The 26,491-nt window shown below is 48.9% G+C and carries 27 protein-coding genes; 15 read left to right on the top strand and 12 right to left on the bottom strand.

Going from position 1 to position 26,491, the window contains the following annotated elements:
- Window positions 1–237 precede the first annotated feature (237 nt).
- Complete coding sequence (gene gltS / locus A31E_RS04110) at window positions 238–1,443, top strand: sodium/glutamate symporter (protein WP_000468834.1); 1,206 nt, start codon at window positions 238–240, stop codon at window positions 1,441–1,443.
- A gap of 2 nt (window positions 1,444–1,445) precedes the next feature.
- On the top strand, window positions 1,446–2,312 hold the full coding sequence (locus tag A31E_RS25885) for a hypothetical protein (protein WP_016249417.1): 867 nt from the start codon (window positions 1,446–1,448) through the stop codon (window positions 2,310–2,312).
- Here A31E_RS25885 and recG read toward each other — a convergent pair.
- Genes recG through gmk form a run of 5 tightly spaced genes read right to left on the bottom strand, consistent with a single transcriptional unit; the run spans window position 2,297 to window position 8,160 of the window.
- Window positions 2,297–4,378 (bottom strand): ATP-dependent DNA helicase RecG, encoded by a 2,082-nt coding sequence (gene recG / locus A31E_RS04120; protein ID WP_001517447.1) that lies wholly within the window; start codon window positions 4,376–4,378, stop codon window positions 2,297–2,299. The genes A31E_RS25885 and recG overlap by 16 nt on opposite strands.
- Window positions 4,379–4,383: 5 nt before the next feature.
- Window positions 4,384–5,073 (bottom strand): tRNA (guanosine(18)-2'-O)-methyltransferase TrmH, encoded by a 690-nt coding sequence (gene trmH, locus A31E_RS04125; protein WP_001070171.1) that lies wholly within the window; start codon window positions 5,071–5,073, stop codon window positions 4,384–4,386.
- Between the two features lie 6 nt (window positions 5,074–5,079).
- Complete coding sequence (gene spoT / locus A31E_RS04130) at window positions 5,080–7,188, bottom strand: bifunctional GTP diphosphokinase/guanosine-3',5'-bis pyrophosphate 3'-pyrophosphohydrolase (RefSeq protein ID WP_000280466.1); 2,109 nt, start codon at window positions 7,186–7,188, stop codon at window positions 5,080–5,082.
- Window positions 7,189–7,206: 18 nt separating this feature from the next.
- Window positions 7,207–7,482 (bottom strand): DNA-directed RNA polymerase subunit omega, encoded by a 276-nt coding sequence (gene rpoZ / locus A31E_RS04135; protein WP_000135058.1) that lies wholly within the window; start codon window positions 7,480–7,482, stop codon window positions 7,207–7,209.
- A 54-nt stretch (window positions 7,483–7,536) separates the two neighbouring features.
- The gene (gene gmk / locus A31E_RS04140) at window positions 7,537–8,160 is read right to left on the bottom strand and encodes a guanylate kinase (RefSeq protein ID WP_001517448.1); all 624 of its coding nucleotides are present in this window, start codon (window positions 8,158–8,160) and stop codon (window positions 7,537–7,539) included.
- Window positions 8,161–8,417: 257 nt separating this feature from the next.
- Between gmk and ligB the strand changes: the two genes are divergently transcribed.
- Window positions 8,418–10,103: an NAD-dependent DNA ligase LigB gene (gene ligB, locus A31E_RS04145; protein WP_016249416.1), complete on the top strand. Its 1,686-nt coding sequence runs from the start codon at window positions 8,418–8,420 to the stop codon at window positions 10,101–10,103.
- Here the strand turns inward: ligB and A31E_RS04150 are convergent.
- Window positions 10,100–10,717 (bottom strand): trimeric intracellular cation channel family protein, encoded by a 618-nt coding sequence (locus tag A31E_RS04150; RefSeq protein WP_001517449.1) that lies wholly within the window; start codon window positions 10,715–10,717, stop codon window positions 10,100–10,102. The genes ligB and A31E_RS04150 overlap by 4 nt on opposite strands.
- A gap of 253 nt (window positions 10,718–10,970) precedes the next feature.
- Window positions 10,971–11,834: a YicC/YloC family endoribonuclease gene (locus A31E_RS04155; RefSeq protein ID WP_000621334.1), complete on the bottom strand. Its 864-nt coding sequence runs from the start codon at window positions 11,832–11,834 to the stop codon at window positions 10,971–10,973.
- 126 nt (window positions 11,835–11,960) lie between these two features.
- Between A31E_RS04155 and rph the strand changes: the two genes are divergently transcribed.
- Window positions 11,961–12,677: a ribonuclease PH gene (gene rph / locus A31E_RS04160; RefSeq protein ID WP_001247086.1), complete on the top strand. Its 717-nt coding sequence runs from the start codon at window positions 11,961–11,963 to the stop codon at window positions 12,675–12,677.
- A gap of 65 nt (window positions 12,678–12,742) precedes the next feature.
- Window positions 12,743–13,384: an orotate phosphoribosyltransferase gene (gene pyrE / locus A31E_RS04165; protein ID WP_016249415.1), complete on the top strand. Its 642-nt coding sequence runs from the start codon at window positions 12,743–12,745 to the stop codon at window positions 13,382–13,384.
- Between the two features lie 36 nt (window positions 13,385–13,420).
- On the opposite strand, the gene slmA is transcribed toward pyrE, so the two are convergent.
- The 3 genes from slmA to coaBC all read right to left on the bottom strand — a co-directional run bounded on the left by slmA (window position 13,421) and on the right by coaBC (window position 15,780).
- Window positions 13,421–14,017: a nucleoid occlusion factor SlmA gene (slmA, locus tag A31E_RS04170; RefSeq protein ID WP_000818603.1), complete on the bottom strand. Its 597-nt coding sequence runs from the start codon at window positions 14,015–14,017 to the stop codon at window positions 13,421–13,423.
- 106 nt (window positions 14,018–14,123) lie between these two features.
- On the bottom strand, window positions 14,124–14,582 hold the full coding sequence (gene dut / locus A31E_RS04175; RefSeq protein ID WP_000976070.1) for a dUTP diphosphatase: 459 nt from the start codon (window positions 14,580–14,582) through the stop codon (window positions 14,124–14,126).
- Window positions 14,560–15,780: a bifunctional phosphopantothenoylcysteine decarboxylase/phosphopantothenate--cysteine ligase CoaBC gene (coaBC, locus tag A31E_RS04180; protein WP_000050132.1), complete on the bottom strand. Its 1,221-nt coding sequence runs from the start codon at window positions 15,778–15,780 to the stop codon at window positions 14,560–14,562. Before coaBC ends, dut begins: the two co-directional genes overlap by 23 nt.
- A gap of 171 nt (window positions 15,781–15,951) precedes the next feature.
- Here coaBC and radC point away from each other — a divergent pair, with 171 nt between their 5' ends.
- The 4 genes from radC (at window position 15,952) to mutM (ending at window position 18,167) form a co-directional block, all read left to right on the top strand.
- Window positions 15,952–16,620 (top strand): RadC family protein, encoded by a 669-nt coding sequence (gene radC / locus A31E_RS04185; protein ID WP_001517452.1) that lies wholly within the window; start codon window positions 15,952–15,954, stop codon window positions 16,618–16,620.
- A 216-nt stretch (window positions 16,621–16,836) separates the two neighbouring features.
- On the top strand, window positions 16,837–17,073 hold the full coding sequence (gene rpmB / locus A31E_RS04190) for a 50S ribosomal protein L28 (protein WP_000091955.1): 237 nt from the start codon (window positions 16,837–16,839) through the stop codon (window positions 17,071–17,073).
- Between the two features lie 20 nt (window positions 17,074–17,093).
- Complete coding sequence (gene rpmG, locus A31E_RS04195; RefSeq protein ID WP_001051798.1) at window positions 17,094–17,261, top strand: 50S ribosomal protein L33; 168 nt, start codon at window positions 17,094–17,096, stop codon at window positions 17,259–17,261.
- A 96-nt stretch (window positions 17,262–17,357) separates the two neighbouring features.
- Window positions 17,358–18,167: a bifunctional DNA-formamidopyrimidine glycosylase/DNA-(apurinic or apyrimidinic site) lyase gene (mutM, locus tag A31E_RS04200; protein ID WP_001114550.1), complete on the top strand. Its 810-nt coding sequence runs from the start codon at window positions 17,358–17,360 to the stop codon at window positions 18,165–18,167.
- Window positions 18,168–18,205: 38 nt separating this feature from the next.
- Here the strand turns inward: mutM and coaD are convergent, their stop codons facing one another.
- A complete protein-coding gene (gene coaD / locus A31E_RS04205; protein WP_001517454.1) occupies window positions 18,206–18,685 on the bottom strand; it encodes a pantetheine-phosphate adenylyltransferase in 480 nt (159 codons plus the stop codon).
- Window positions 18,686–18,692: 7 nt separating this feature from the next.
- Window positions 18,693–19,970, bottom strand: coding sequence for a lipid IV(A) 3-deoxy-D-manno-octulosonic acid transferase (gene waaA, locus A31E_RS04210; protein WP_000891578.1), 1,278 nt, complete (start codon window positions 19,968–19,970; stop codon window positions 18,693–18,695).
- 405 nt (window positions 19,971–20,375) lie between these two features.
- Between waaA and rfaQ the strand changes: the two genes are divergently transcribed.
- From rfaQ to waaO, 6 genes are read left to right on the top strand one after another with little or no spacing between them, the layout of a single operon-like run.
- The gene (gene rfaQ / locus A31E_RS04215) at window positions 20,376–21,446 is read left to right on the top strand and encodes a lipopolysaccharide core heptosyltransferase RfaQ (RefSeq protein WP_001517455.1); all 1,071 of its coding nucleotides are present in this window, start codon (window positions 20,376–20,378) and stop codon (window positions 21,444–21,446) included.
- Window positions 21,443–22,567 carry a lipopolysaccharide glucosyltransferase I gene (rfaG, locus tag A31E_RS04220; RefSeq protein WP_000634289.1) on the top strand — a complete coding sequence of 375 codons (1,125 nt, stop codon included), beginning with the start codon at window positions 21,443–21,445 and terminating at the stop codon, window positions 22,565–22,567. The genes rfaQ and rfaG overlap by 4 nt, the downstream gene beginning before the upstream one ends.
- The gene (rfaP, locus tag A31E_RS04225) at window positions 22,560–23,357 is read left to right on the top strand and encodes a lipopolysaccharide core heptose(I) kinase RfaP (RefSeq protein ID WP_016249414.1); all 798 of its coding nucleotides are present in this window, start codon (window positions 22,560–22,562) and stop codon (window positions 23,355–23,357) included. Before rfaG ends, rfaP begins: the two co-directional genes overlap by 8 nt.
- A gap of 31 nt (window positions 23,358–23,388) precedes the next feature.
- The gene (locus tag A31E_RS04230) at window positions 23,389–24,369 is read left to right on the top strand and encodes a glycosyltransferase family 8 protein (protein WP_024193618.1); all 981 of its coding nucleotides are present in this window, start codon (window positions 23,389–23,391) and stop codon (window positions 24,367–24,369) included.
- 19 nt (window positions 24,370–24,388) lie between these two features.
- Window positions 24,389–25,468, top strand: coding sequence for a lipopolysaccharide 1,6-galactosyltransferase (gene waaB, locus A31E_RS04235; protein WP_016249412.1), 1,080 nt, complete (start codon window positions 24,389–24,391; stop codon window positions 25,466–25,468).
- On the top strand, window positions 25,468–26,487 hold the full coding sequence (waaO, locus tag A31E_RS04240) for a lipopolysaccharide 3-alpha-galactosyltransferase (protein ID WP_016249411.1): 1,020 nt from the start codon (window positions 25,468–25,470) through the stop codon (window positions 26,485–26,487). The genes waaB and waaO overlap by 1 nt, the downstream gene beginning before the upstream one ends.
- Window positions 26,488–26,491 lie beyond the last annotated feature (4 nt).

Raw genomic sequence — 26,491 nt, 5'->3', positions numbered from 1 at the left:
CCGAAAGGCAAAAGCAAACGTTTGCCAATCATTCTTCTAAATATTTAAATGCGATAAATGCACTTTTTTATATAACTTTTGGTTGTTTTCTGCTTAAAATCCATGCCATTTTTTTATTTTCAGCTAAGAATTCGAACCGGGAAAGCATGACTCGATACTCGTCATATTTCGTCTTACTATGATTGCGCGATGAAGTATGACGAGTATGAAGAGTGGTGCGGATACAAAGGAGTAACTATGTTTCATCTCGATACTTTAGCAACGCTTGTTGCCGCAACGCTGACGTTGCTGCTCGGGCGCAAGTTGGTCCATTCCGTCTCCTTTCTGAAAAAATACACCATACCAGAACCGGTTGCCGGAGGGTTGTTGGTGGCACTGGCTCTGCTGGTGTTGAAAAAAAGCATGGGCTGGGAAGTTAATTTTGATATGTCCTTGCGCGATCCATTAATGCTGGCTTTCTTCGCCACCATTGGCCTGAACGCCAATATTGCCAGCCTGCGTGCCGGTGGACGCGTAGTGGGGATTTTCCTCATTGTGGTTGTTGGTCTGTTGGTGATGCAAAATGCCATCGGCATTGGCATGGCTAGCCTGTTAGGGCTTGATCCGCTGATGGGGCTGTTGGCGGGGTCTATTACGCTTTCTGGCGGTCACGGGACCGGCGCAGCGTGGAGTAAATTGTTCATTGAACGTTATGGCTTCACCAACGCGACGGAAGTGGCGATGGCCTGTGCGACGTTTGGTCTGGTTCTGGGTGGGCTGATTGGCGGCCCGGTGGCGCGTTACCTGGTGAAACACTCCACCACGCCGAACGGCATACCTGATGACCAGGAAGTCCCCACCGCATTTGAAAAGCCCGACGTAGGGCGCATGATCACCTCGCTGGTACTGATTGAAACTATCGCGCTGATTGCTATCTGTCTGACGGTAGGGAAAATCGTTGCGCAACTTTTGGCTGGCACTGCTTTTGAATTGCCAACCTTTGTTTGCGTGCTGTTTGTGGGCGTGATTCTGAGCAACGGCTTGTCAATGTTGGGCTTTTACCGCGTCTTTGAGCGCGCGGTATCCGTACTTGGTAACGTAAGCCTGTCGCTGTTCCTGGCGATGGCGTTGATGGGGCTGAAACTGTGGGAGCTGGCTTCGCTGGCGTTGCCGATGCTGGCGATTCTGGTCGCGCAAACCATCTTCATGGCGTTGTACGCTATCTTTGTCACCTGGCGCATGATGGGGAAAAACTACGATGCGGCGGTGCTGGCCGCGGGTCACTGTGGCTTTGGTCTTGGCGCAACACCAACGGCAATCGCTAACATGCAGGCGATCACCGAACGTTTTGGCCCTTCACATATGGCCTTCCTGGTGGTGCCGATGGTCGGTGCGTTCTTTATCGATATTGTCAATGCGCTAGTGATTAAGCTGTATTTGATGTTGCCGATTTTTGCCGGTTAAAAATGAAAAAGCGTCGGAAGGAGCCGGAAACGCTACGTGAACGCTGTCGCCATATTTTTGGTGACGAGCCGCCAGTGCTCTGTGTATGGGAGACGGAATTTGATTACGCAGATGCTGAACTCAAGGCGCTGGCGGCTAAAGAGTGGCAACAGATCAGCGAATGGGATTTGAGTGCTTACTATGTACTCAATCTCGTTTATAACGAACCGATGCAAATAGAGCTGTTTCGCTATCTGTTTCCGCTATGCCTGGCGCAATGGCATGAAACCGTTTTAGCTGGCGGTTATGGTGATCACTTCGAAGAATCCTTAATGAAGGCATTGCGTCGGCCCTATCTCTGGCAGGAGATGATGAATGCTTCCCAACGCCAGCAGGTACGGCAATTTTTACTGGAAACCGCGTTGCAGCGTATGGATAACGAGCGTGGTTTCAATTATGTTCTTTGCTGGCTGGCGGTGCCCAATACTCTGGGCGGGGCCGCGCCGTTAATTCATTCTCTCTGGTCACACTGGTGGGCGCTGGATACGCCGGGAAAAGCGGTGTGTGCTATTCAGTATGCCGCGCATCTTATTTATCCCATAGAAGCCAATCCGTTATGGTCGCAAGAATGGTTAGGCTGGGGACATCCATTAGGTCATAAAGATGGCTGGTCCTCTGAGAATCGCGCTTTTCTTCGCCAGATGTTAACACCTGAAATGATTGTGGCTGGCGTACAGGCAGCGGCTGAAATTCTGCGTGGTGAACCGGAAGGCGCAATGGCGGCGCGAATTGCGCAGGATGCGTATGAGGCAGTGGATATCATCACTATCCAGATTGAAGATTTACTGCGTGACTTGTCTTGTGATGAGTCTGGTCATGCGTTGGAGTAACGTTCCGTCTCCGGCATCCAGCGTTCTATCAGGGCTTTTGCCTGCTGGGGATAACGTTCGTGAATATGGCGTGCCAGGCGCTGAACTTCCGGGATCATGGCCTGATCGCGCAGCAAATCAGCCACTTTAAACTCTGCATTGCCTGTCTGGCGCGTGCCCAGCAGTTCACCAGGGCCGCGAATCTCTAAATCTTTTTGCGCAATCACAAATCCGTCGTTGCTGTCGCGTAGCACTTGCAGGCGGACTTGCGCCGTTTTGGAGAGTGGTGTTTTGTAAAGCAGAACACAGTGAGAAGCCACCGCGCCACGACCTACGCGCCCGCGCAACTGGTGTAACTGCGCCAGACCCAGACGCTCCGGGTTCTCGATAATCATCAGGCTGGCGTTGGGGACATCGACGCCTACTTCAATAACAGTCGTCGCAACCAGCAGGTGTAGTTCACCTTGTTTAAACGACGCCATCACCGCCTGTTTCTCGGCAGGTTTCATCCGCCCATGAACCAGACCGACGTTCAGTTCCGGCAGCGCCAGTTTTAACTCTTCCCACGTTGCTTCGGCTGCCTGCGCTTCCAGTAATTCCGATTCTTCAATCAATGTACAAACCCAGTACGCCTGACGGCCTTCCGTTATGCAGGCGTGGCGCACGCGGTCGATAATGTCGTTACGACGCGTATCCGGGATCGCCACTGTCGTCACTGGGGTACGTCCTGGCGGTAGTTCATCAATGACCGAGGTATCGAGATCGGCATACGCGGTCATCGCCAGAGTGCGGGGAATCGGCGTGGCGGTCATGATCAACTGATGAGGATGAAAGCCCTGCTGCTGGCCTTTCTCCCATAACGCCAGGCGTTGATGCACGCCAAAACGATGCTGTTCGTCGATAATCACCAGCGCCAGACCGTTAAACTGTACCTGTTCCTGGAAGATAGCGTGGGTGCCGACAATCATCTGCACCTGACCGCTGGCGATGGCTTCTTGCTGTGCCAGCCGCGCTTTGCCCTTCTGTTTGCCCGCCAGCCAGCCCACTTCGATACCGAGCGGTTCAAACCAGTTGCGGAAATTATTGGCGTGCTGTTCGGCAAGCAATTCGGTTGGTGCCATCAGTGCCACTTGTTTGCCGTGAGCGATAGCACGCAGCGCAGCGAGAGCGGCAACCAGCGTTTTACCGGAACCTACATCGCCCTGCACCAGGCGCATCATCGGCACATCCAGCGCCATATCGCGCTCGATCTCCGCCACCACACGCGCCTGCGCGCCCGTTGGCTTGAACGGTAAGGCAGCGAGCAGTTTGTCCTTCAGCGCGTCACTGGCGCTAAGCGGCTGAGCATGAAAACGTTGGGCACCGGCGCGTAACGCTAACATGCTGAGGTTGTGAGCCAGCAGCTCTTCCAGAATAAGACGACGCTGTGCCGGATGCCGCCCGGTTTCCAGATCGCTGAGCTGTAGTGTTGGCGGTGGACGATGCAGGGTGCGCAAGGCTTCCGGCAGCGTCATCATTCCTTGTGACAGTTCCGGCGGCAGCAGTTCTTCAATGGCGCAGGTGTCGAGCAGATCCAGCGCCTGATCGGTCAGTTTGCGCAGCGTTGCCTGTTTTACACCTTCCGTTGTTGGGTAAACCGGGGTGAGGGTTTCCTGTAACTCCGGAGTACTGAGATCGCCCTGTACGCGGTATTCCGGGTGGATCATCTCCGCACCATATTTACCGCGCTTTGCTTCGCCATAGGCCAATACACGTCGACCTGTCGCCAGGCTATTTTTCATCGCGGCGTTAAAGTTGAAAAAGCGCATGGTGAGAATGCCGGAACCGTCGCTAATCTGACAGGTCATCATCCGGCGACCGCCGAAGGAGATATTGCAGTTCAGTACTTCGCCTTCCACCGTGGCATAAATGCCCGGCAACAGCTCACCTATGGGATAGAGATGGGTGCGATCTTCATAGCGCAGGGGAAGGTGTAACAGTAAATCCTGCACGGTATGCAGGTTGATTTTCGCCAGTTTGTTACTTTGCGCCGCGCCAACGCCCGTTAGGGAACTGAGCGGGACAGCATCTAACAGGCGACCTTTCATAGCGCTTACCCTGCGGCCTGCATGGTAGCCCACCACTCAGCATCGGCTTCAATCTCGCCTTGTTGATTGACGTGGGGGTAGGGCAGGCCTTTGCGTTTCGCGACTTTAGCCAGCACCGGATAGCCACCTTCAAACAGCAGGCGTTGTTGCTCTGCTTCCGGCAACATACTGTTTTCACGCAGATACATACCCGCGTTTTGCCGCTGACGCTGGGCTTCGTAAAGAATAAGTGCGGAGGCGACGGAGACATTAAGTGACTGCACCATGCCGATCATCGGAATGATGATGTCCTGATCTGCCAGTTCTAATGCTTCCTGTGTGATGCCCGTTTTTTCCTGTCCCATTAAAATACAGGTCGGGCGGGTGTAATCGATTTCGCGAAAATCGACGGCTTTATCAGAAAGGTGGGTTGCCAGAATTTGCATACCCTGACCTTTCAGGTGGGCGACTGCATCGCCAATGGTGCGGTGTGTTTTCACCTGTACCCAACTGTTACTACCAGCAGCAGCCGAAGCCATGGTGCGCATCCGGCTACCAGGCCAGACAGCGTGAACTTCGTGTACGCCAACGGCATCTGCGGTACGAATGATCGCAGAAACGTTATGGGGTTTGTGAACCTGTTCCATGCAGACGGTCAGGTCAGGCTGCCGCCTGGCGAGCATTTCGCAGATGCGTGCATAACGTGTTGGGTTCATAAAACATTAATTTCTGTTTCGGGTGACTTTAATTACGTCTGGCATCACGCGGATTTTGCGCATGATATTTGCCAGATGTACGCGGTCACGTGCGGTCAGACGAATAAAGGCACTGTAGACGCGACCATCTTTCTCTTCTGTATTCAGACTTTGAATATTGGAATTAGTGGTGTTGATCGCCGCTGTCAGGTTTGCCAGTGCGCCCTGATGGTTGAACATCTCAACTTTTATTTCGGTGATGAACTCCTGCGCCGTCTCTTTATCCCATTCCACAGCCATAAACTTCTCTGGCTCTTTCTGATAGCCACGGATGTTACGGCAGGATTCATGGTGGATCACCAGACCCTTACCGGGGCTGACGTGGGCGATAATCGGGTCGCCAGGAATTGGGCGGCAGCATTTCGCAAAGGTGATCAGCACGCCATCGGCACCTTTGATCGGCAGATGCCCGTGACTTTGGGTCGCTGGTGGAATAGAGGCGTCACCATGTTGCAGATTTTTCGCGACCACCACGCTCATTGCGTTACCAAGGCCAATTTCAGCCAGCAGATCGTCAAGCGTTGCCAGCTTCATGCGGTCCAGTTCGCGCTGGATATTCTCCTGCGGAATTTCATTCAGCTTGCGGCTGCCACCTAATGCATGGTTGAGCAGACGGCGACCGAGGCTTACGGAATCATCACGCTTGAGGTTTTTCAGCAACTGGCGAATTTTGGCGCGCGCTTTCGAGCTGACGACAAAGTTCAGCCATGCGGCATTCGGGCGAGCGCCCGGTGCGGTAATGATTTCAACGGTTTGACCACTGGAGAGCGGCTGCGATAGCGGGTACGGCTGGCGGTCGACGCGCGCGCCCACGCAGGCGTGACCGATATCGGTATGCACTGCGTATGCGAAGTCGACAGGTGTGGCACCGGCAGGCAACTCGACAATGCGCCCTTCCGGTGTGAAAACGTAAATCTCATCCGGGAAGAGATCGGATTTAACGCTCTCGATAAATTCGAACGAGCTGCCGGCGCTTTGCTGCAGCTCCAACAGGCTCTGCATCCAACGCTGGGCGCGGATTTGTGCAGTAGTGCTGGTTTCGCCGTGCTCTTTATACGCCCAGTGCGCGGCAACACCCATCTCCGCCATCTGGTCCATATCTTCGGTACGAATCTGGACTTCAACCGGAACGCCGTGCGGGCCAATCATTGAGGTGTGTAAAGACTGATAGCCGTTCGCTTTTGGGATGGCGATGTAGTCTTTCACGCGCCCCGGACGCGGCTTGTACAGGCTGTGCATCTGACCGAGCACGCGATAACAGGTATCGGCATCATGGACGATTACGCGAAAAGCATAGATGTCCATGATCGAGTGAAAACGCTGCTCTTTGAGCACCATTTTGCAGTAAATCGAATAAAGATGTTTCTCGCGACCACTGACACGGCATGGTATTCCCGCTTCCTGCAAACGCCCTTCGATTTCAGAGAGGATTTTTTGGATCATCTCTTTACGGTTGCCGCGTGCAGCTTTCACCACTTCTTTAATCACGCGGTAGCGGTTGGGGTACAGCGCTTCAAAACCCAGCTCTTCGAGTTCGGTTTTAATGTGGTGGATACCTAAACGGTGTGCCAGCGGACTGTATATTTCAAGGGTTTCACGGGCGATGCGGCGACGTTTGTCCGGGCGGAGTGAGCCCAGCGTGCGCATGTTGTGGGTACGGTCTGCGAGTTTGATGAGAATGACGCGGATATCTTGCACCATCGCCATAATCATCTTGCGAAAGTTTTCGGCCTGCGCCTCTTTCTTATCGCGGAACTTGAGTTTATCAAGTTTTGACACCCCCTCTACCAGTTCGGCTACGCTTTTGCCAAAAAGCTGTTCCATGTCCTGGTAGGTGGCGGGAGTATCTTCAATCACGTCATGAAGTAGCGCCGCCATCAGCGTTTCATAGTCGAGTTTCATCTCGGCCAGAATGCAGGCAACCGCTACTGGGTGCGTGATATAGGGTTCACCGCTTGAACGTGTTTGCCCCTCGTGAGCATCACGTGCAACGAGATACGCCTGCCGCAGACGCTTAATTTGGTCTTCCGGCAGGTAGTTTTGAATCAGTTGATTCAGGCTTTCAAACAGATACAAGGGCGACCCGCTTTGTGATTAACGACGACCTTCAGCAATAGCGGTAACGGCTTGTAATTCAGCGGCTTCCTGCTCTTGCTGTTCCTGGCGTTCGCGAACGTCGAGGATCTGGTTGTTGATCAGACCTTCTTCGATTTCGCGCAGCGCGATTACTGTAGTTTTATCGTTTTCTTCCGGTACTAGCGGATCCTTTCCGCCTACCTGCATCTGACGAGCGCGACGCGCGGCGACCAGTACCAGGTCAAAACGGTTACCAATTTTCTCTACAGCGTCCTGAACAGTTACGCGTGCCATACTTAAAAAGCTCCACAGGTGAAGAAATGACTGGGCATGATACTGAAAGAAGGTTCAGTCTGCCAACAATTTGCTGATTAAAGCGTCATGACGTTGCTTTTGGCGACTCATGCGCAAGCGTTCGGCGCGAATAATGGTCTTCAAATCGGTCAATGCGGTATCGAAGTCATCATTCACAATCAAATAATCATATTCGGCGTAATGGCTCATTTCTGCAACTGCTTGCGCCATACGCTTTGCAATGACCTCTTCGCTGTCCTGACCGCGACCGCGTAGACGGCGGTCCAGCTCGATTTTGGACGGCGGTAAAATAAAGATACTACGCGCATGCGGCATCTTCTGGCGAATTTGCTGCGCACCCTGCCAGTCGATATCAAGAAAAACATCCACACCGCTTGCCAGTACTTGCTCAATGGCCTCGCGCGAAGTGCCGTAGTAATTACCGAACACTTCCGCGTGCTCAAGGAATGCATCTCTGCTAATCATTTCTTTAAATTCATCATGATTAACAAAAAAGTAATGCTCACCGTGTACTTCACCAGGACGCGGTGCGCGCGTGGTGTGTGAAACAGAAACCTGGGTGTCATACAACGGTTGGGTTTTTAATAAAGCCTGAATCAGGCTGGATTTACCCGCGCCACTGGGGGCAGAAACAATATAAAGCGTGCCTTGAGCCATGAGTATCTTTCGTATGTGATTAGCGAAATAAAGCCTACATACGAGCTTATTATACACGGCGTGGCCATGTGACGTAGCCCTTGCTCACACTTTTTGCGCAAAGTTGTTGCGTTTTGCGTAGCTGTTTCCGCAATTCCCTATCATTTACTGCAATCAGGACGATTCTCTGGAAGCATCATCGCACACTTCAGTTTTGCCTCTCGGCTTTGCATTCACCTCGTTGTATACCTGCCAGCCTGACAACAGTGGAGGTGACGATGAAAGTATGGATTGCAGTGTTAATGAGTGTTTTATGCTGGCAATCATCGGCGCAGGGAGTCTGCCCAGTCTGGTCGCCAGCCAGAGCGCATGAAGAAATTTCCCGCCTGCAACAGCAAATAAAACAGTGGGATGAGGATTACTGGAAAAAGGGAAAAAGTGCTGTTGAAGACGGCGTTTATGATCAACTCAGCGCCCGCCTTGCACAGTGGCAACGTTGTTTTGGTGAAGAGGCAACTCGCGAAGCCATGATACTGCCTTTAATTGGAACCGTAATGCATCCAGTTGCTCATACTGGAGTGCCTAAGCTGGCGGATAAAAATGCATTGAGCCTTTGGATGCGTGAACGCAGCGATCTTTGGGTGCAGCCAAAAGTTGATGGTGTCGCGGTAACTCTGGTCTATCGTGACGGAAAACTGATTAAGGCGATCAGCCGTGGCAATGGCCTGAAAGGTGAAGACTGGACGCAGAAAGTGCGCTCGATTCCTTCTGTACCGCAATCCGTCAGCGAACCTTTAGCCAATAGCACACTGCAAGGAGAAATATTTCTCCGGAGCGAAGGCCATATCCAGCAGCAAATGGGCGGAATGAATGCGCGTGCAAAAGTTGCAGGTATGTTGATGCGCCAGGACAATAACGACACGCTAAATTCGCTGGGCGTTTTTATCTGGGCGTGGCCGGATGGACCGCAGTTAATGGCCGAGCGATTGCAGCAGCTTGCAAGCGCGGGATTTAGTCTGACGCAAGCGTACACTCACACGGTGAAAAATGCTGATGAGGTTGAGCGAGCACGTAATGAGTGGTGGAAAGCGAAATTGCCCTTCGTCACCGATGGCGTGGTTGTGCGAGCGGCTAAGGAACCCGAATCCCGCCATTGGCTACCGGGGCAGGCGGACTGGCTGGTGGCGTGGAAATATCAACCTGTGGCACAGGTTGCTGAAGTGAGTTCGATTCAGTTTGCAGTGGGCAAAAGCGGAAAAATATCGGTGGTGGCGTCACTCGCACCAGTCATGCTGGATGATAAAAAAGTTCAGCGGGTGAATATTGGTTCCGTCAGTCGCTGGCAGGAGTGGGACATAGCGCCTGGCGATCAAATCCTCATAAGTCTTGCCGGTCAGGGTATTCCACGTATTGATGATGTGGTGTGGCGGAGTGCGGAACGCAGAAAGCCGACACCGCCAGAAAACCGCTTTAACTCGTTGACCTGTTACTTTGCTTCTGATGTTTGTCTGGAGCAATTCATATCACGCTTAGTCTGGTTGGGGTCAAAACAGGTTTTGGGGCTGGATGGCATTGGCGAAGCTGGCTGGCGCGCACTGCATCAGACGCATCGCTTTGAGCATATCTTTTCCTGGCTTTCATTAACGCCAGAGCAATTACAGAACACGCCAGGGATAGCGAAAAGTAAAAGCGGGCAGTTATGGCATCAGTTTAATCTGGCTCGTAAGCAGCCTTTTACCCGCTGGGTGATGGCAATGGGAATACCGTTAACCCGGGGGGCGCTTAATGCCGGTGATGAACGGTCCTGGACGCAACTTTTGCAGAGAAGTGAACAACATTGGCAGCATCTGCCGGGAACCGGATCTCGTCGCGCCAGCCAGATTATTGAATGGAAGAATAATGTGCAAATCAAGACGCTAGGTAGCTGGTTGGCTACCCAGCAGATCGCAGGTTTTGTACCTTAATGACCTTCGTGGCTGTAATAAAAAACGGGTAATCCCAGTTTAAGACGCAGTGCCAGCAAGCGAGCAAAAAAGCCAAACACCAGGGTGGAGATAATCACCACATCATGGTTGGAAACATAGTGTTGCAGTGCGATATACAGCACGGCGGAAGCAAATGAAACCCCGGCATACAGTTCTTTCTGAAAGACCAGCGGGATGCGTTTACAGAACATATCGCGCAAAACACCGCCAAATACGCCGGTTGTCACCGCAGCGACAACGGCAATGACCGGGCCGTGGCCCATATCCAGCGCGACCTGTGCGCCAATGATAGAAAAGACCACCAGTCCGAGCGCATCTAACACCAGAAAGACTTTGCGCAGGTAAGGCATTACGGGAGCAACAATAGTGGTGAGTACCGCGGCGGTGGCGACGATAATCACATATTCCGGATGTTTGACCCAGCCGAGCGGATAGTGGCCCAAAAGTATATCCCGTACTGAACCGCCGCCGATTGCAGTGGCGGTCGCAATAATAATTACGCCAAATGTATCCATGCGCCGCCGTCCGGCCGCCAGCGCTCCCGTCATGGCTTCGGCAGTAATGCCAACCAAATACAAAATGTGTAACAGCATGGTTCTCTCCCTAAAAATCTGTCTGGCAGGGTAGCGATTTGTACGCATCGTCACGATTGAGATTTTTTAAGGTGAGAGGTTATTGATAATATTTAGTTATGTGAAATTGGTGTTTTCTGTAGTTTTAATGCGTTTCTCTTAGATTGTCAGAAGAAAAATGCATTAGAAATATTAGGGCGTGTTTTAAAGTAAATAAGAAGTCTGTATACGTAGCGCCGCTGTAATTTAACAACGGCCTACGGAATTATGAGGGTTACTCGATATTCTGAATCTGTTCGCGCATTTGTTCGATCAGTACTTTCAGTTCAATAGCTGAATTAGTTACTTCGGCATTGATAGACTTCGAGGCCAGGGTGTTCGACTCGCGATTAAACTCTTGCATCATAAAGTCCAGACGACGGCCAACCGCTTCTTTTTTCTTCAGAATGTTGTAGGTCTCTTTGACATGCGCTTCGAGGCGGTCCAGCTCTTCGGCAACGTCAATTCGTTGCGCCAGCAGCACTAACTCTTGCTCCAGGCGATTGTTTTCCAACTGTACCTGAGCATCTTCCAGTTTCGCTACCAGACGTTCACGCTGCCATTGCAGGATTTCCGGCATATGGGCACGAACTTTAGCCACTTCGGCGGTGACACCTTCCAGACGCTGCTCGATCAACGCTTTCAGCGCCTGACCTTCGGTTTCGCGCGCGACAATAAAGTCGTCAAGAGTACCATCCAGCGCAGCGAGAATTTCAGCGGCAATGGCGTCGAGATCCTGCTCCTGAGCTGCCATCACACCCGGCCAGCGCAGGATATCAACCGGGTTGATTTCCCCTTCGTCGCTCTGCATTTTTACCCAGTTAGCAGCAGTTACGAGCTGTTTAGCCAGCTTTTCGTTGAGAATCAGCTCGCCTTGTGCGCTAACATCTGGCTCATAGCGCAGGGTGCATTCCACTTTACCGCGCGTCAGGCGAGAACGAATACGCTCGCGAACGACAGGTTCAAGGCTACGGAACTGCTCCGGCAGACGAAAGTAAGTTTCCAGATAACGCTGGTTTACCGAGCGCATTTCCCAGGTTGCGCTCCCCCATTCACCCTTGATTTCACGCCGGGCGTAGGCGGTCATACTGCGGATCATAGACGTTCCTGTTTTTGAAAGGAGAGGTGGAAGGATTATAGCCATCGATGCCTTGTCAGGATAGGAATAACCGCCGGAAGTCCGTATAATGCGCAGCCACATTTGTTTCAAGCCGGAGATTTCAATATGCGTCCAGCAGGCCGTAGCAATAATCAGGTGCGTCCCGTTACCCTGACTCGTAACTATACAAAACATGCAGAAGGCTCGGTGCTGGTCGAATTTGGCGATACCAAAGTGTTGTGTACTGCCTCTATTGAAGAAGGCGTGCCGCGCTTCCTGAAAGGTCAGGGGCAGGGCTGGATCACCGCAGAATACGGTATGTTGCCGCGCTCCACCCACACCCGTAACGCCCGCGAAGCGGCGAAAGGTAAGCAGGGCGGACGCACGATGGAAATCCAGCGTCTGATCGCCCGTGCATTGCGTGCAGCGGTTGATTTGAAAGCGTTGGGTGAGTTCACCATTACGCTGGACTGCGACGTACTTCAGGCCGATGGCGGCACGCGCACTGCTTCGATCACCGGTGCTTGCGTGGCGCTGGCAGATGCGCTGAATAAGCTGGTTGAGAATGGCAAACTGAAAACCAACCCGATGAAAGGCATGGTAGCTGCGGTTTCGGTGGGTATCGTTAATGGCGAAGCGATTTGCGATCTGGAATATGTTGAAGACTCTGCCGCAGAAACGGACATGAACGTGGTGATGACCGAAGATGGGCGGATCATTGAGGTTCAGGGAACGGCAGAAGGCGAACCATTCACCCACGAAGAACTCCTCACCTTGTTGGCGCTGGCCCGAGGGGGAATCGAATCCATTGTAGCGACGCAGAAGGCGGCGCTGGCAAACTGATTTTTAAGGCGACTGATGAGTCGCCTTTTTTTTGTCTGTAGAAAAGTAAGATGAGGAGCGAAGGCATGAAACCATATCAGCGCCAGTTTATTGAGTTTGCGCTTGGCAAACAGGTATTAAAGTTTGGTGAGTTTACGCTGAAATCCGGGCGTAAAAGCCCCTATTTCTTCAACGCCGGACTATTTAATACCGGGCGCGACCTGGCACTGTTAGGCCGTTTTTACGCTGAAGCGTTAGTGGATTCTGGCATTGAGTTCGATCTGCTGTTTGGCCCCGCTTACAAAGGTATTCCGATCGCGACCACAACCGCTGTGGCACTGGCGGAGCATCATGACCTTGACCTGCCATACTGCTTTAACCGCAAAGAAGCAAAAGACCACGGCGAAGGTGGCAATCTGGTTGGTAGCGCGTTACAAGGACGAGTAATGCTGGTGGATGATGTGATCACCGCCGGAACGGCGATTCGTGAGTCGATGGAAATTATTCAGGCCAATGGCGCGACGCTTGCTGGCGTGCTGATTTCGCTCGATCGTCAGGAACGTGGTCGTGGCGAGATATCAGCGATTCAGGAAGTTGAGCGTGATTACAACTGCAAAGTGATCTCTATCATCACCCTGGAAGACCTGATTGCTTATCTGGAAGAGAAGCCGGACATGGCGGAACATCTGGCAGCCGTTAAGGCTTATCGCGAAGAGTACGGGGTTTGATAAAAAACGCCGGATGGTAAGTCATCCGGCGTCATTTTATTGCAACTGCGCGGCAATCAACGGCCAGCGAGCGTCAAAGTCATCCGTCGGGCGGTATTTAAACTCGCTGCGGACAAAACGAGACAGCATCCCTTCACAAAATGCCAGAAGTTGGCTTGCCAGCAACGTTTCATCGGTGGTGTAACCTTCACCCTCACGCATTCTCTTTTCACGCAATACCTGACGCAGTTGCGCTTCAATACGCTCGAACAGTTGGTTGATGCGCCCTTGCAGGCGGTCTTGTTCGAACATTAGCGCATGGCCGGTGAGGATACGGGTCAGGCCTGGATTACGCTCGCCAAAACCGAGAAGTAGCAACACAATCAGACGCAGACGCGCAGTGGTGTCCTTCTCATCTTTCAGAATCAGATTAATGCGAGTAATCAGGCTATCTTCGATAAACTCAATCAGGCTATCGAACATGCGGGTCTTACTGGGGAAGTGGCGATACAGAGCCGCTTCGGAAACGCCGACAGAGGCGGCCAGTTTCGCCGTCGTGATACGTTGGCTTCCATCGCTGGATTCCAGCATCAGCGCCAGAGACTGAAGTATTTCTTCGCGACGGTTCCTTTTCGCAGTTTGTTTTTCTGCCATGTTACAAAATACCCCTGAAAATAAGCACTTGCCAGGCGGCACCCACGCTATGACCGCAAACAAAATGTTTGCGGCGATGTTATGACGTTATTTGGATGCGTATGTGTTACTGACGACCAGAGTGACCAAAGCCGCCTTCACCGCGGTCAGTAGCGTCAAAATCTTCCACCAGATTAAATTCAGCCTGTACCACCGGAACAAAAATCATCTGTGCGATACGTTCACCAGGTTGAATGGTGAAGCTGTCCTGACCACGGTTCCATACAGAGATCATCAATTGGCCCTGATAGTCGGAATCGATCAATCCCACCAGGTTGCCGAGCACGATACCGTGCTTATGGCCCAGCCCGGAGCGCGGCAGCATCATCGCCGCCAGTGAAGGATCGGCAATATGAATCGCCAGTCCGGTCGGCACAAGTGTCGTGTCGCCCGGTGCCAATTCTACGGCGTCGTCGAGACAAGCGCGCAGGTCAAGTCCGGCAGAACCAGAAGTGGCATAAGTCGGGAGTGGAAATTCCTTCCCAACGCGCGGGTCCAGAATCTTAACGTCGATTTTCTTCATCATAACGGGTCACAATCTCGTCGAGTAATAATTGGCCAAGGAGCTCTTTTCGCTCAAGCGGTAAGATTTTATCGCCATCTTGCCAGAAAAGGTGTAATGCGTTTTTGTCGCTATTAAAGCCTTGAGTTGGCTGGGAAACATCGTTCGCGCAGATCAGATCAAGGTTTTTACGGATACGTTTTTGTCGGGCGTATTCTTCCACATTATTTGTTTCGGCCGCAAATCCAACAACATAAGGCCGATGGTCTTTTAATGCGGCAACACCGGCGACGATATCGGGGTTTTTAACCATTTTTATTGTTAATTCATCGCCCGGCGTGGCCTGCTTTTTGATTTTTTCGCGGGCAACGGTAGCTGCGCGATAATCCGCAACGGCAGCGCAACCGATAAATATATTTTGCTGCTGTACAGAAGCCTTCACGGCCGCTTCCATCTCCAGTGCGGTTATCACGTCAATACGTTTCACAAACGGTGGCGTCGGTAGCGAAACCGGGCCAGAAACCAGCGTGACGTTTGCTCCTCTACGTGCTGCTGCTGCGGCAATGGCGAATCCCATCTTGCCGGAGCTGTGATTAGAGATGTAACGCACCGGATCGAGTGGTTCACGTGTCGGACCCGCGGTAATCATAATATTCAGATGTTTCAGGTCGTTGACGGGGGAGAAATGGGCCACCGCCATATCAACAATGGTTAACGGATCGAGCATTCGCCCTGGGCCGATATCACCACAGGCCTGGCTGCCGCTATCTGGCCCCCAGATCAACAAACCTCGCGAGGCAAGTACCTCTAAATTATGCTGAGTAGCTGCAGCCCGATACATCTGCTGGTTCATTGCTGGCAGCACGGCAACAGGCGCAGGCGTCGCAAGGCAAATCGTTGATACCAGATCATTCGCCATACCAGCAGCAACGCGGGCAATCAAATCCGCTGTCGCTGGAGCAAGAATCACTAAATCAGCCCATTTTCCCAGCTCAATATGGCCCATTGCCGCTTCGGCAGCCGGGTCCAGCAGACTGTCGGAAACGGGATAACCAGAGACTGCCTGCAAGCTAAGTGGAGTGATAAAGGCTTTTGCCGCTTCGGTCATGGCTACACGGACGTCGGCTCCGCGATCGCGCAAACGACGCACCAGTTCAGGGGTTTTATAGGCAGCAATACCGCCGCTGACGCCGAGAACGATTTTTTTACCGGCCAGGCTCATGATGATTTTTCCTGTTGGGTGACACCAGAAGTTGGCGATTTTATCACAATACTTTTGTTGTCGTGCTTTCACCTGAGAATCACTTTGCGAGGCGCTTTCCAGGATTGAAAACTGACCGTCGATTTAACCAAACGACTATGACAGGATGCGCCCTCCACAAAGGAGGTGAAGGTGAAAAGCAATGCTGACTTGTTGATGCCACGTGAAAAAATGCTGAAGTTGGGTATTAGCGCGTTAACGGATATTGAACTGCTGGCGCTGTTTCTGCGTACAGGAACGCACGGAAAAGATGTGCTAACCCTGGCAAAAGAGATGCTGGAGAATTTCGGCTCTCTTTACGGCTTGTTATCCTCTGAATATGAACAAGTTAGAGGCGTTCATGGAATAGGTGTGGCGAAATTCGCCCAGTTAAAGGGGATTGCCGAACTGGCCCGGCGTTACTACAACGTGCGGATACGCGAAGAAAGCCCGTTACTTAGCCCGGAGATGACGCGCGAGTTTTTACAAAGCCAGCTTACGGGCGAAGAGCGCGAGATCTTTATGGTGATCTTTCTCGACACTCAACACCGGGTACTTACTCACAGCCGATTGTTTTCCGGCACACTAAACCATGTGGAAGTCCATCCGCGTGAGATTGTTCGGGAAGCGATAAAAATAAACGCGGCGGCACTGATCCTTGCCCATAATCACCCTTCGGGTTGTGCTGAACCCAGTAAAGCGGATAAACTCATCACCGAACGGATAATAAAAAGTTGTCAGTTCATGGATTTACGCGTGCTCGACCATATCGTGATTGGGCGTGGAGAGTATGTTTCTTTTGCCGAACGCGGCTGGATTTAACCCGCTATGCGCGATCCTTCGGGATCTTTGTCTGTTCGGGACTTGAGCACATCGCTGAGTCAGCGTATACTACGCCACCTTTGAGAATCTCGGGTTTGGCATTTGGGCCTGGCAATCGAGAGTTCACATAGAACTGCGATGACCGGGCTGTAAAGCCTGACGAGGCGCCAATACCCCATACGAAGCTCGAGCTAATTTGATTTTTGGAGAATAGACATGTCCCGAGTCTGCCAAGTTACTGGCAAGCGTCCGGTGACCGGTAACAACCGTTCCCACGCACTGAACGCGACTAAACGCCGTTTCCTGCCTAACCTGCACTCTCACCGTTTCTGGGTTGAGAGCGAGAAGCGTTTTGTCACCCTGCGCGTATCTGCTAAAGGTATGCGTGTAATCGATAAAAAAGGCATCGATACAGTTCTGGCTGAACTGCGTGCCCGTGGCGAAAAGTACTAAGTACTTAGAGGAAATAAATCATGGCTAAAGGTATTCGTGAGAAAATCAAGCTGGTTTCTTCTGCTGGTACTGGTCACTTCTATACCACTACGAAGAACAAACGTACTAAGCCGGAAAAACTGGAACTGAAAAAATTCGATCCAGTTGTACGCCAGCACGTGATCTACAAAGAAGCGAAAATCAAATAATTCTCGCTTTGATGTAATAAAAACCTCGCTCCGGCGGGGTTTTTTGTTATCTGCTTGCCCCCATATTGACTGCATCTGTTCATTCCAGGAGATGCTATGCCTGAATTACCAGAAGTTGAAACCAGCCGCCGCGGCATTGAACCGCATCTCGTTGGCGCGACCATTCTTCATGCGGTGGTCCGCAACGGGCGTTTGCGCTGGCCAGTCTCGGAAGAAATCTACCGTCTAAGTGACCAGCCGGTGCTTAGTGTGCAGCGCCGCGCTAAATATCTGCTGCTGGAATTGCCGGAAGGCTGGATAATCATTCATCTGGGTATGTCTGGCAGTCTGCGCATACTTACGGAAGAACGTCCTCCTGAAAAGCATGACCATGTTGATTTGGTGATGAGCAACGGCAAAGTGCTGCGATATACCGATCCTCGTCGCTTTGGTGCCTGGTTGTGGACCAAAGAGCTGGAAGGACACAATGTGTTGGCACATCTTGGACCGGAGCCGCTTAGCGATGATTTCAACGGCGAATACCTGCATCAGAAATGCGCGAAGAAAAAGACAGCGATTAAACCCTGGCTGATGGATAACAAGCTGGTGGTGGGCGTGGGGAATATCTATGCCAGCGAGTCACTGTTTGCTGCGGGGATCCATCCGGATCGGCTGGCGTCATCGCTGTCGCTGGCGGAGTGCGAACTGCTGGCACGGGTGATTAAAGCAGTGTTACTGCGTTCTATTGAGCAGGGCGGCACGACGCTGAAAGATTTTCTGCAAAGCGACGGAAAACCAGGTTATTTCGCGCAGGAATTACAGGTTTACGGGCGTAAAGGCGAACCGTGTCGGGTTTGTGGTACGCCGATTGTGGCGACTAAACATGCGCAGCGGGCGACATTTTATTGCCGACAGTGCCAGAAGTAATTCATGCGAGCCGGATGGCATTCCATCCGGCATAAAAGCTACGCTAACTTCGCCATCAGCGCCTGATGGACATTCTTCGGCAGGAAATGGGTGACATCACCCTGATGGCGCGCAACTTCTTTCACCAACGATGAAGAAATAAACGACCACTCTTTCGAAGGCATCAAGAAGACGCTTTCCAGCTCCGGCATTAAGTGGCGATTCATATGCGCCAGTTGCATTTCATATTCAAAATCTGCTACCGCACGCAGGCCACGAATCAGTACCGTGGCTTGTTGATTACGGGCGAAGTTCGCCATCAAATCACTAAAACCGACCACTTCAACGTTATCCAGATGTGCGGTTGCCTGCTGAGCCAGCGCCACACGCTCTTCCAGGGTAAACATTGGTTTTTTACTGGGGCTGGCGGCAATCGCCAGAATAACGTGATCGAACATCTGCGTAGCGCGCGTCACGATATCGATATGACCATTGGTAATGGGATCGAAAGTCCCCGGATAAATCGCCCGTTTTTGCATAACAACCTCAATGCGTTTTCGGTGGCAGGTAAGGTTCCAGCAGTTGAAGCAGACGCTGCAGCGCGCCCTGGTTTTGATACAGCACTTCAACGGCATGACGGCCATAGAAACTACGGTAATCGGCGTCAGTGAGCAAAGAGGAAACCTCTTTTGCCAGTGACGCGGCATCGGTGACGGTAATCAGCCCGCTTGCCTGCTCCAGCCGTGCGCAAATGTCTTTAAAGTTAAAAGTATGCGGCCCCATCAGTACCGGAATAGCGTGTGCGGCGGCTTCCAGCGGATTATGCCCACCGCGTTCGACCAATGAACCGCCAACAAAAGCGAGATCGGCAATGCCATACAGCAGCATCAGCTCGCCCATCGTATCGCCAATTACCACTTGTGTACTGGCGGAAGGGATTTCTCCGGAAGAGCGTGTGATATAGCTTAGCCCAGCCTGGCGGACAAGGTTAATCGCATCCGGGAAGCGTTCCGGATGACGTGGAACAAGAATAAGCAATAAATTAGGGAACTGCTGCAACAGCGCCTGATGTGCGGCAATCACCACACTCTCTTCGCCATCGTGAGTGCTGGTGGCAATCCATACCGGACGATGAGGTGCCCACTGGCGGCGCAGTGTTACTGCTTTAGCGGCTAGCTGCGGAGTTACCGAGATATCGAATTTCAGGCTACCAGTCACAGTCACCTGATTATTTTTTGCGCCCAACGCTACAAAACGCGCGCCATCTTCTTCGTTTTGCGCGGCGATTAGTGTAATACGACGCAACAAGCGACGAACAAATTTGCCCAGTTTGGCGTAACCCGCCGCAGAGCGTGCAGAAAGTCGCGCGTTGGCGATAACCAGCGGGATCTTGCGCTTATGTAGTGCCGCAATCAGGTTAGGCCACAGCTCCGTTTCCATAATCAACACCAGTTTAGGATCGACTTTATTAAGAAAACGGTTGAGCGCATCGGGTAGATCGTAAGGCAGATAGACGTGCTGAACATCTTTACCGAAAGCAGATTGCACGCGTTCCGAGCCGGTCGGCGTCATAGTCGTGACGGTAATTGGCAAATCAGGATAGCGATGACGCAGCGCGCGCACCAACGGGATCGCCGCCAGGGTTTCACCGACGGAGACGGAGTGCAGCATGATGCCGCCTTGTTTCAGCGGATGGCGGTAAAAACCGTAACGTTCACCCCAGCGTTTTCGATAGGCCGGAGCCTTACGTCCGCGCACCCAAAGCCGTATCCAGATCAACGGCTGAATAAGGTAGAGAAGGGCGGTGTAAAGCAATTCAAGCATAATAAATAGCTGACTTATGGATGTGCTGGGGATTCTATGTATTTAGCTGGGGCTTTACCATTACTTTTCCCGTTTTTGACTTAAATAGCTTCTGTTTGGCCTGAACTGCCGCTACATCTCCAGTTTTTTTGTATTTTTATGCGATTTATTGAAACTCGACCCTATTTTCAACTCTACATCGGCTATACCGGTATTATCTGCGCGCTTTTTCTTATCTATATGATTTTTATGATTAAAACATATTTTGTGTATAAAAATCATTCGGGTCGGATTGCTGCGAAAGAAATGCTACACTAGCACGTCAAAGTAAGTGCGTTATCAGTATTCAGGTAGCTGTTGAGCCTGGGGCGGTAGCGTGCTTTTTTCTGCTTAACTTAACCAGACAATCATACAAAAGAGTCGCTAGTGGAAAAGCCATTTCGAAAAATCCTGGTCATAAAGATGCGATATCATGGAGATATGTTATTAACCACTCCTGTCATCAGTACGCTCAAGCAGAATTATCCTGATGCAAAAATCGATATGCTGCTTTATCAGGACACCATCCCTATTTTGTCTGAAAACCCGGAAATTAATGCGCTCTACGGTATAAGCAATAAAAGTGCAGGAACATTCGATAAAATTAAAAATGTGCTTTCATTGATAAAAACTCTGCGTGCGAATAATTACGACCTGGTCATTAATCTTACGGATCAGTGGATGGTGGCACTGTTGGTACGTTGTTTACCCGCACAGGTGAAAATATCGCAACTTTATGGTCATCGGCAGCATAGCATCTGGAAAAAAAGCTTTACACACTTAGCGCCAATACACGGCACACATATTGTTGAGCGTAATTTATCGGTCCTTGAGCCATTAGGTATTACCGATTTCTACACTGATACAACAATGAGTTACGCCGAAGATTGCTGGAAGAAGATGCGCCAGGAATTAGATGCTCTGGGCGTGAAAGAGCATTATGTTGTTATCCAGCCGACTGCTCGTCAGATATTTAAGTGCTGGGATAACGATAAATTTTCTAAGGTTATCGATGCGTTGCAACAGCGAGGGTATCAGGTTGTGCTGACCTGCGGGCCTTCGGCAGATGATCTCGCCTGTATCGATGAAATAGTGCAAGGCTGCCAAACAAAACCTGTCGCTGGCCTTGCGGGTAAAACACGGTTTACTGAACTGGGTGCTTTAATTGATCATGCCGTACTCTTTATTGGTGTGGATTCTGCACCAGGACATATTGCAGCGGCAGTGAAAACGCCAATAATTAGTTTATTTGGTGCAACTGATCACATATTCTGGCGTCCCTGGACTGAGAATATTATTCAATTCTGGGCGGGGAATTATCAGCAAATGCCGAGCCGACATGAACTTGACCGCAATAAAAAATATCTTTCTGTTATCCCCGCGGAAGATGTTATCGCCGCTACGGAAAAGCTGCTGCCAGAAGATGCCCCTTCAGTTGACAGGAATGCACAATTATGATCGTGGCGTTTTGTTTATATAAATATTTTCCTTTTGGTGGGCTTCAACGTGATTTTATGCGTATTGCATCAACCGTTGCCGCACGAGGCCACCATGTTCGGGTCTATACGCAGTCGTGGGAAGGCGAGTGCCCAAAAACATTTGAGCTTATTCATGTGCCAGTTAAGTCCCATACCAACCATGGACGCAATGCAGAATATTATGCCTGGGTACAAAATCATCTCAAAGCGCATCCCGCTGATCGTGTTGTTGGGTTTAATAAGATGCCTGGGTTGGATGTTTATTTTGCCGCTGATGTTTGTTACGCCGAGAAAGTTGCGCAAGAAAAAGGTTTTTTATATCGTCTAACATCACGTTATCGTCATTATGCCGCATTTGAGCGAGCGACTTTCGAGCATGGTAAATCGACGAAACTCATGATGCTGACTGATAAGCAAATCACCGATTTCCAGAAGCATTATCAAACTGAACCTGAACGTTTTAAAATTCTTCCTCCCGGCATCTATCCGGACAGAAAATACAGCGAGCAAATCCCAAATAGCCGTGAAATTTATCGCCAGAAAAATGGCATAAAAGAGCAACAAAACTTATTGCTACAAGTTGGATCAGATTTTGTTCGTAAAGGTGTGGATCGCTCAATTGAAGCTTTGGCAGCGTTACCGGAATCATTACGCCACAATACGCTTTTGTTTGTTGTTGGCCAGGATAAACCGCGAAAATTCGAAGTGCTGGCAGAAAAACTCGGCGTGCGGAGCAACGTGCATTTCTTTTCCGGTCGCAATGATGTGTCAGAATTAATGGCTGCAGCCGATTTATTATTGCATCCCGCTTATCAGGAAGCTGCTGGTATCGTTCTCCTTGAAGCGATCACTGCTGGATTACCTGTTTTGACAACAGCGGTATGCGGTTACGCGCATTATATTGCCGATGCCAATTGTGGAACGGTTATCGCTGAACCTTTCTCCCAGGAACAATTAAATGAAGTTTTACGTAAATCATTAACACAATCTTCATTGCGAATGGCCTGGGCGGAGAATGCTCGCCATTATGCCGATACTCAGGATTTGTATAGCTTGCCAGAGAAAGCCGCGGATATCATTACAGGTGGTTTAGATGGTTGAATTAAAAGAGCCGCTTGCCACACTTTGGCGTGGTAAAGATGCTTTTGCCGAAGTTAAGGAACTGAATGGCGAGGTCTTCCGCGAACTGGAGACACGTCGCACATTACGCTTTGAACTGTCCGGGAAAAGCTATTTTCTTAAATGGCACAAGGGGACAACATTAAAAGAGATTATAAAAAATCTGCTCTCATTGCGGATGCCCGTTTTGGGTGCAGACAGAGAGTGGCATGCTATTCATCGCCTGAGTGATGTCGGTGTTGATACGATGAATGGCATTGGGTTTGGTGAAAAAGGTTTAAATCCATTAACCCGTACATCATTTATTATTACCGAAGATCTCACTCCCACGATTAGCCTTGAAGATTATTGTGCAGATTGGGCAGTCAACCCACCTGATGTGCGTATTAAACGTATGTTGATCACGCGAGTGGCAACCATGGTGCGTAAAATGCACGCAGCAGGGATAAATCACCGTGACTGTTACATTTGCCACTTTTTGCTTCATTTGCCATTTACTGGCCGGGAAGATGAATTAAAAATTTCGGTTATCGATCTACATCGGGCGCAGATACGCTCAAAAGTACCGCGCCGTTGGCGCGATAAAGACTTGATTGGCTTATATTTCTCATCAATGAATATTGGTCTGACGCAGAGAGATATATGGCGATTTATGAAGGTTTATTTTGGAATGCCTTTACACGAAGTTCTATTGCGGGAAGTTAACTTAATTAAAGAAGCAGGAATTAAGGCGCAAAAAATAAAAGAAAGAACAATAAGGAAAAAGCTTTAAATGTTCATTTCTTATAATAAGGGCTTAAAAATTGTTAAATATTAGGAACTTCGTCGCTAAGAAACAAAATTTATTTCAACACGAAATACCGAATGTTAAACATTTGCATATAGCATTATGCTTTGACCGTGGATTCATAATGCCAGCGGGTGTTGCATTATATTCAATCATTTCAAATAATAGTGATGTTAATCTTCACTTTCACCTTCTTGTTTCAGGAATAAGTGAAAATGAATGCTCCGTATTTTCCGAACTAGAGGGACCGAATACGTCAATATCAGTATATCATGTGACAGATGAATTTGATATTAATCCGGACACCTTAATCCTGGGCATCCCTTTATCAACGTGTTTGCGTTTTTTAATCCCAGAGGTTATTGATGATAAAATAACAAATATACTTTATCTTGATTGTGATATCATATGTAATAGCTCTTTATATGAGCTCGTTGATTACGATTTAAATGATTATATAGCATGCGTCATCCCTGACTCACCAGATATGCAAGACCGTGTGAAACAGTTAGACTATGGCATTGAATTTATCAATTATTTTAATGCCGGAGTTATGCTTATTAATACCAGCGCATGGAAAAACGAGAACATAACACAAAAAGCGTTGGAGATGATCAACAATGGGAAAGTATATAGGTATGCAGACCAGGATGTGCTAAATATTTTACTTAATGGGCGATTATATTATCTCGATAAAAAATATAATAAAAAGACAACATTATCAGTAAGATGTGATGAAGAACAAAAAAATTTACCCAACACAATTATAATGCATTATGTTACTCAGAATAAACCATGGTATAAAATATTTAGGGCACAAAACTTTGAACGTTATTTTTATAATTCACCGTGGAGACATCATAAAAGGATGTTATCACCATCATCAAGTGATATTAGGTTAAAAGCTAAAGTTTATTGGTCCGAAGGGAAATATGGCAAAGCCATTTCTTATTATTATCATTATCTGTTCGCTAAATTATTCAACGTGAAAATTTAGATGGAAAACTAATATAATTATGAAAATAGCATTTATCGGCGAAGCGGTTTCTGGATTTGGTGGCATGGAAACGGTTATCCGCGATGTCATTAATACCTTCAGGCAACAACACATCCAAAGTGAAATGTTTTTCTTTTGTCGCAATGACAAAATGGATAAGGGATGGTTGGAAGGTATTGAATACTCGTGTTCATTTTCCAATATTCGGTTAGGTTTTTTGCGTCGAACGAAACATATTCATGCTTTAAGCAAATGGCTTCAGGATTATCAGCCAGATGTTGTTATTTGTATTGACGTTATCTCGTGTTTGTATGCGGCCAAAGCACGTAAAAAATCAGGAATTGATGTGCCAGTATTTTCATGGCCACATTTTTCTTTAGATCACAAAAAACATGCTGAATATATCACCTGTGCCGACTATCATTTAGCAATCAGCTCTGGCATTAAACAGCAAATGATTAATCGGGGTGTACCAGAATCGACGATAAATGTTATTTTTAATCCAGCCGAAGCTAAAGACACAGTCATTCCTGCGCCTGAGGAAGGCGAAACGGCAACGTTCATTTATGTTGGGCGTATGAAATTCGAGGGACAGAAGCGGGTTAAAGACCTCCTTGATGGCTTATCACAAGCTCAAGGTAACTGGAAACTCCATGCATTGGGTGATGGCTCCGATTTTGAAAAATGCCAGGCTTATAGTAGAGAATTAAATATTGATGATCGAATTGTCTGGTATGGTTGGCAACAACATCCTTGGGAATTAGTCCAGCAAGATATTAAAAAAGTGACTGCGTTATTACTCACGTCATCTTTTGAAGGTTTCCCAATGACTTTACTTGAAGCTTTATCATGGGGAATTCCTTGTATCAGTGCCGATTGTGTCTCCGGACCTGCTGACATTATTCAATCTGATGTTAATGGTCATCTGTATCAACCGGGAGATATTACTGGTTTTGTAACTCTTCTGAATAAATATATAGCAGGTGAAATTCATATCGAACATGGAAAAATTCCTTCATCGATAGATAAGTTTTATAAACCGAAGTATTACGATAGATTACATAAGATAATTATTTCTGCTATTTCCCGGAGGAAATAATGCAGCAGGTGTTTTTCCAGGAAACTGAGTTTCTTAATTCAGTTATTGATTATAATCATAAAGTAGAAACAGAAAATCTTTGTCTGGACATCGCTTATGGAACTGACAAAAATTTTCTTTTTGGTTGCGGAATATCGATTGCTTCTATATTAAAATATAATGAAGGAAGTCGATTGTGTTTCCATATTTTTACTGATTATTTTGGTGATGATGATCGTAAGTATTTTGATGCCCTGGCGTTACAGTATAAAACCAGAATTAAAATATATCTGATTAATGGTGATCGACTTCGATCATTGCCAAGTACCAAGAACTGGACTTATGCAATATATTTTCGATTTATTATTGCGGATTACTTTATTAATAAGGTGCCTAAAGTCCTTTATCTGGATGCAGATATCATTTGCCAGGGGGCTATTGAGCCACTAATCAATTTCTCGTTTCCAGACTATAAAGTCGCAATGGTTGTTACGGAAGGCCAGGCTGACTGGTGGGAAAAACGCGCACATTCGTTAGGTGTTGCGGGGATTGCTAAAGGTTACTTTAACTCCGGTTTTTTATTTATCAATACAGAACAATGGGCAGTCGAGCAGGTTTCAGCGCGAGCCATTGCAATGTTAAATGAACCAGAAATAATCAAAAAAATAACACATCCTGATCAGGATGTATTAAATATGCTGCTGGCTGACAAACTTATTTTTGCTGATATTAAATATAACACCCAGTTTAGCTTAAATTATCAACTCAAAGAAAGTTTTAAAAACCCAGTAAACGAAAATACTATTTTTATCCATTATATCGGTCCAACCAAGCCCTGGCATGATTGGGCCTGGGATTATCCTGTATCACAAGCCTTTATGGAGGCAAAAAATGCTTCGCCATGGAAGAAGACGGCGTTGCTGAAACCTAACAATAGCAATCAATTAAGGTATAGCGCAAAACATATGCTTAAAAAGCATAGATATCTAAAAGGATTTAGCAATTATCTTTTGTATTTTATTAAAAAGATAATGCATTAAAACT

Origin of the sequence: Escherichia sp. KTE159 (genome assembly GCF_000408805.1) — a bacterium.
Lineage (GTDB): Bacteria > Pseudomonadota > Gammaproteobacteria > Enterobacterales > Enterobacteriaceae > Escherichia > Escherichia marmotae.
Note: the sequence above shows the minus strand (reverse complement) of the source record. Positions and strands in the feature narration are given on the sequence as shown.

Excerpts from the sequence above, each read along its gene's own strand:
- coaD (WP_001517454.1), bottom strand. The coding sequence starts at position 18,685 with ATGCAAAAACGGGCGATTTATCCGGGGACTTTCGATCCCATTACCAAT.
- trmH (WP_001070171.1), bottom strand. The coding sequence starts at position 5,073 with ATGAACCCAACACGTTATGCACGCATCTGCGAAATGCTCGCCAGGCGG.
- waaA (WP_000891578.1), bottom strand. The coding sequence starts at position 19,970 with ATGCTTGAATTGCTTTACACCGCCCTTCTCTACCTTATTCAGCCGTTG.
- waaB (WP_016249412.1), top strand. The coding sequence starts at position 24,389 with ATGAAAATAGCATTTATCGGCGAAGCGGTTTCTGGATTTGGTGGCATG.
- rpmG (WP_001051798.1), top strand. The coding sequence starts at position 17,094 with ATGGCTAAAGGTATTCGTGAGAAAATCAAGCTGGTTTCTTCTGCTGGT.
- ligB (WP_016249416.1), top strand. The coding sequence starts at position 8,418 with ATGAAAGTATGGATTGCAGTGTTAATGAGTGTTTTATGCTGGCAATCA.
- coaBC (WP_000050132.1), bottom strand. The coding sequence starts at position 15,780 with ATGAGCCTGGCCGGTAAAAAAATCGTTCTCGGCGTCAGCGGCGGTATT.
- rpoZ (WP_000135058.1), bottom strand. The coding sequence starts at position 7,482 with ATGGCACGCGTAACTGTTCAGGACGCTGTAGAGAAAATTGGTAACCGT.
- recG (WP_001517447.1), bottom strand. The coding sequence starts at position 4,378 with ATGAAAGGTCGCCTGTTAGATGCTGTCCCGCTCAGTTCCCTAACGGGC.
- waaO (WP_016249411.1), top strand. The coding sequence starts at position 25,468 with ATGCAGCAGGTGTTTTTCCAGGAAACTGAGTTTCTTAATTCAGTTATT.
- mutM (WP_001114550.1), top strand. The coding sequence starts at position 17,358 with ATGCCTGAATTACCAGAAGTTGAAACCAGCCGCCGCGGCATTGAACCG.
- slmA (WP_000818603.1), bottom strand. The coding sequence starts at position 14,017 with ATGGCAGAAAAACAAACTGCGAAAAGGAACCGTCGCGAAGAAATACTT.
- dut (WP_000976070.1), bottom strand. The coding sequence starts at position 14,582 with ATGATGAAGAAAATCGACGTTAAGATTCTGGACCCGCGCGTTGGGAAG.
- A31E_RS04150 (WP_001517449.1), bottom strand. The coding sequence starts at position 10,717 with ATGCTGTTACACATTTTGTATTTGGTTGGCATTACTGCCGAAGCCATG.
- rpmB (WP_000091955.1), top strand. The coding sequence starts at position 16,837 with ATGTCCCGAGTCTGCCAAGTTACTGGCAAGCGTCCGGTGACCGGTAAC.
- gmk (WP_001517448.1), bottom strand. The coding sequence starts at position 8,160 with ATGGCTCAAGGCACGCTTTATATTGTTTCTGCCCCCAGTGGCGCGGGT.
- gltS (WP_000468834.1), top strand. The coding sequence starts at position 238 with ATGTTTCATCTCGATACTTTAGCAACGCTTGTTGCCGCAACGCTGACG.
- rph (WP_001247086.1), top strand. The coding sequence starts at position 11,961 with ATGCGTCCAGCAGGCCGTAGCAATAATCAGGTGCGTCCCGTTACCCTG.
- rfaG (WP_000634289.1), top strand. The coding sequence starts at position 21,443 with ATGATCGTGGCGTTTTGTTTATATAAATATTTTCCTTTTGGTGGGCTT.
- rfaP (WP_016249414.1), top strand. The coding sequence starts at position 22,560 with ATGGTTGAATTAAAAGAGCCGCTTGCCACACTTTGGCGTGGTAAAGAT.
- A31E_RS25885 (WP_016249417.1), top strand. The coding sequence starts at position 1,446 with ATGAAAAAGCGTCGGAAGGAGCCGGAAACGCTACGTGAACGCTGTCGC.
- A31E_RS04155 (WP_000621334.1), bottom strand. The coding sequence starts at position 11,834 with ATGATCCGCAGTATGACCGCCTACGCCCGGCGTGAAATCAAGGGTGAA.
- pyrE (WP_016249415.1), top strand. The coding sequence starts at position 12,743 with ATGAAACCATATCAGCGCCAGTTTATTGAGTTTGCGCTTGGCAAACAG.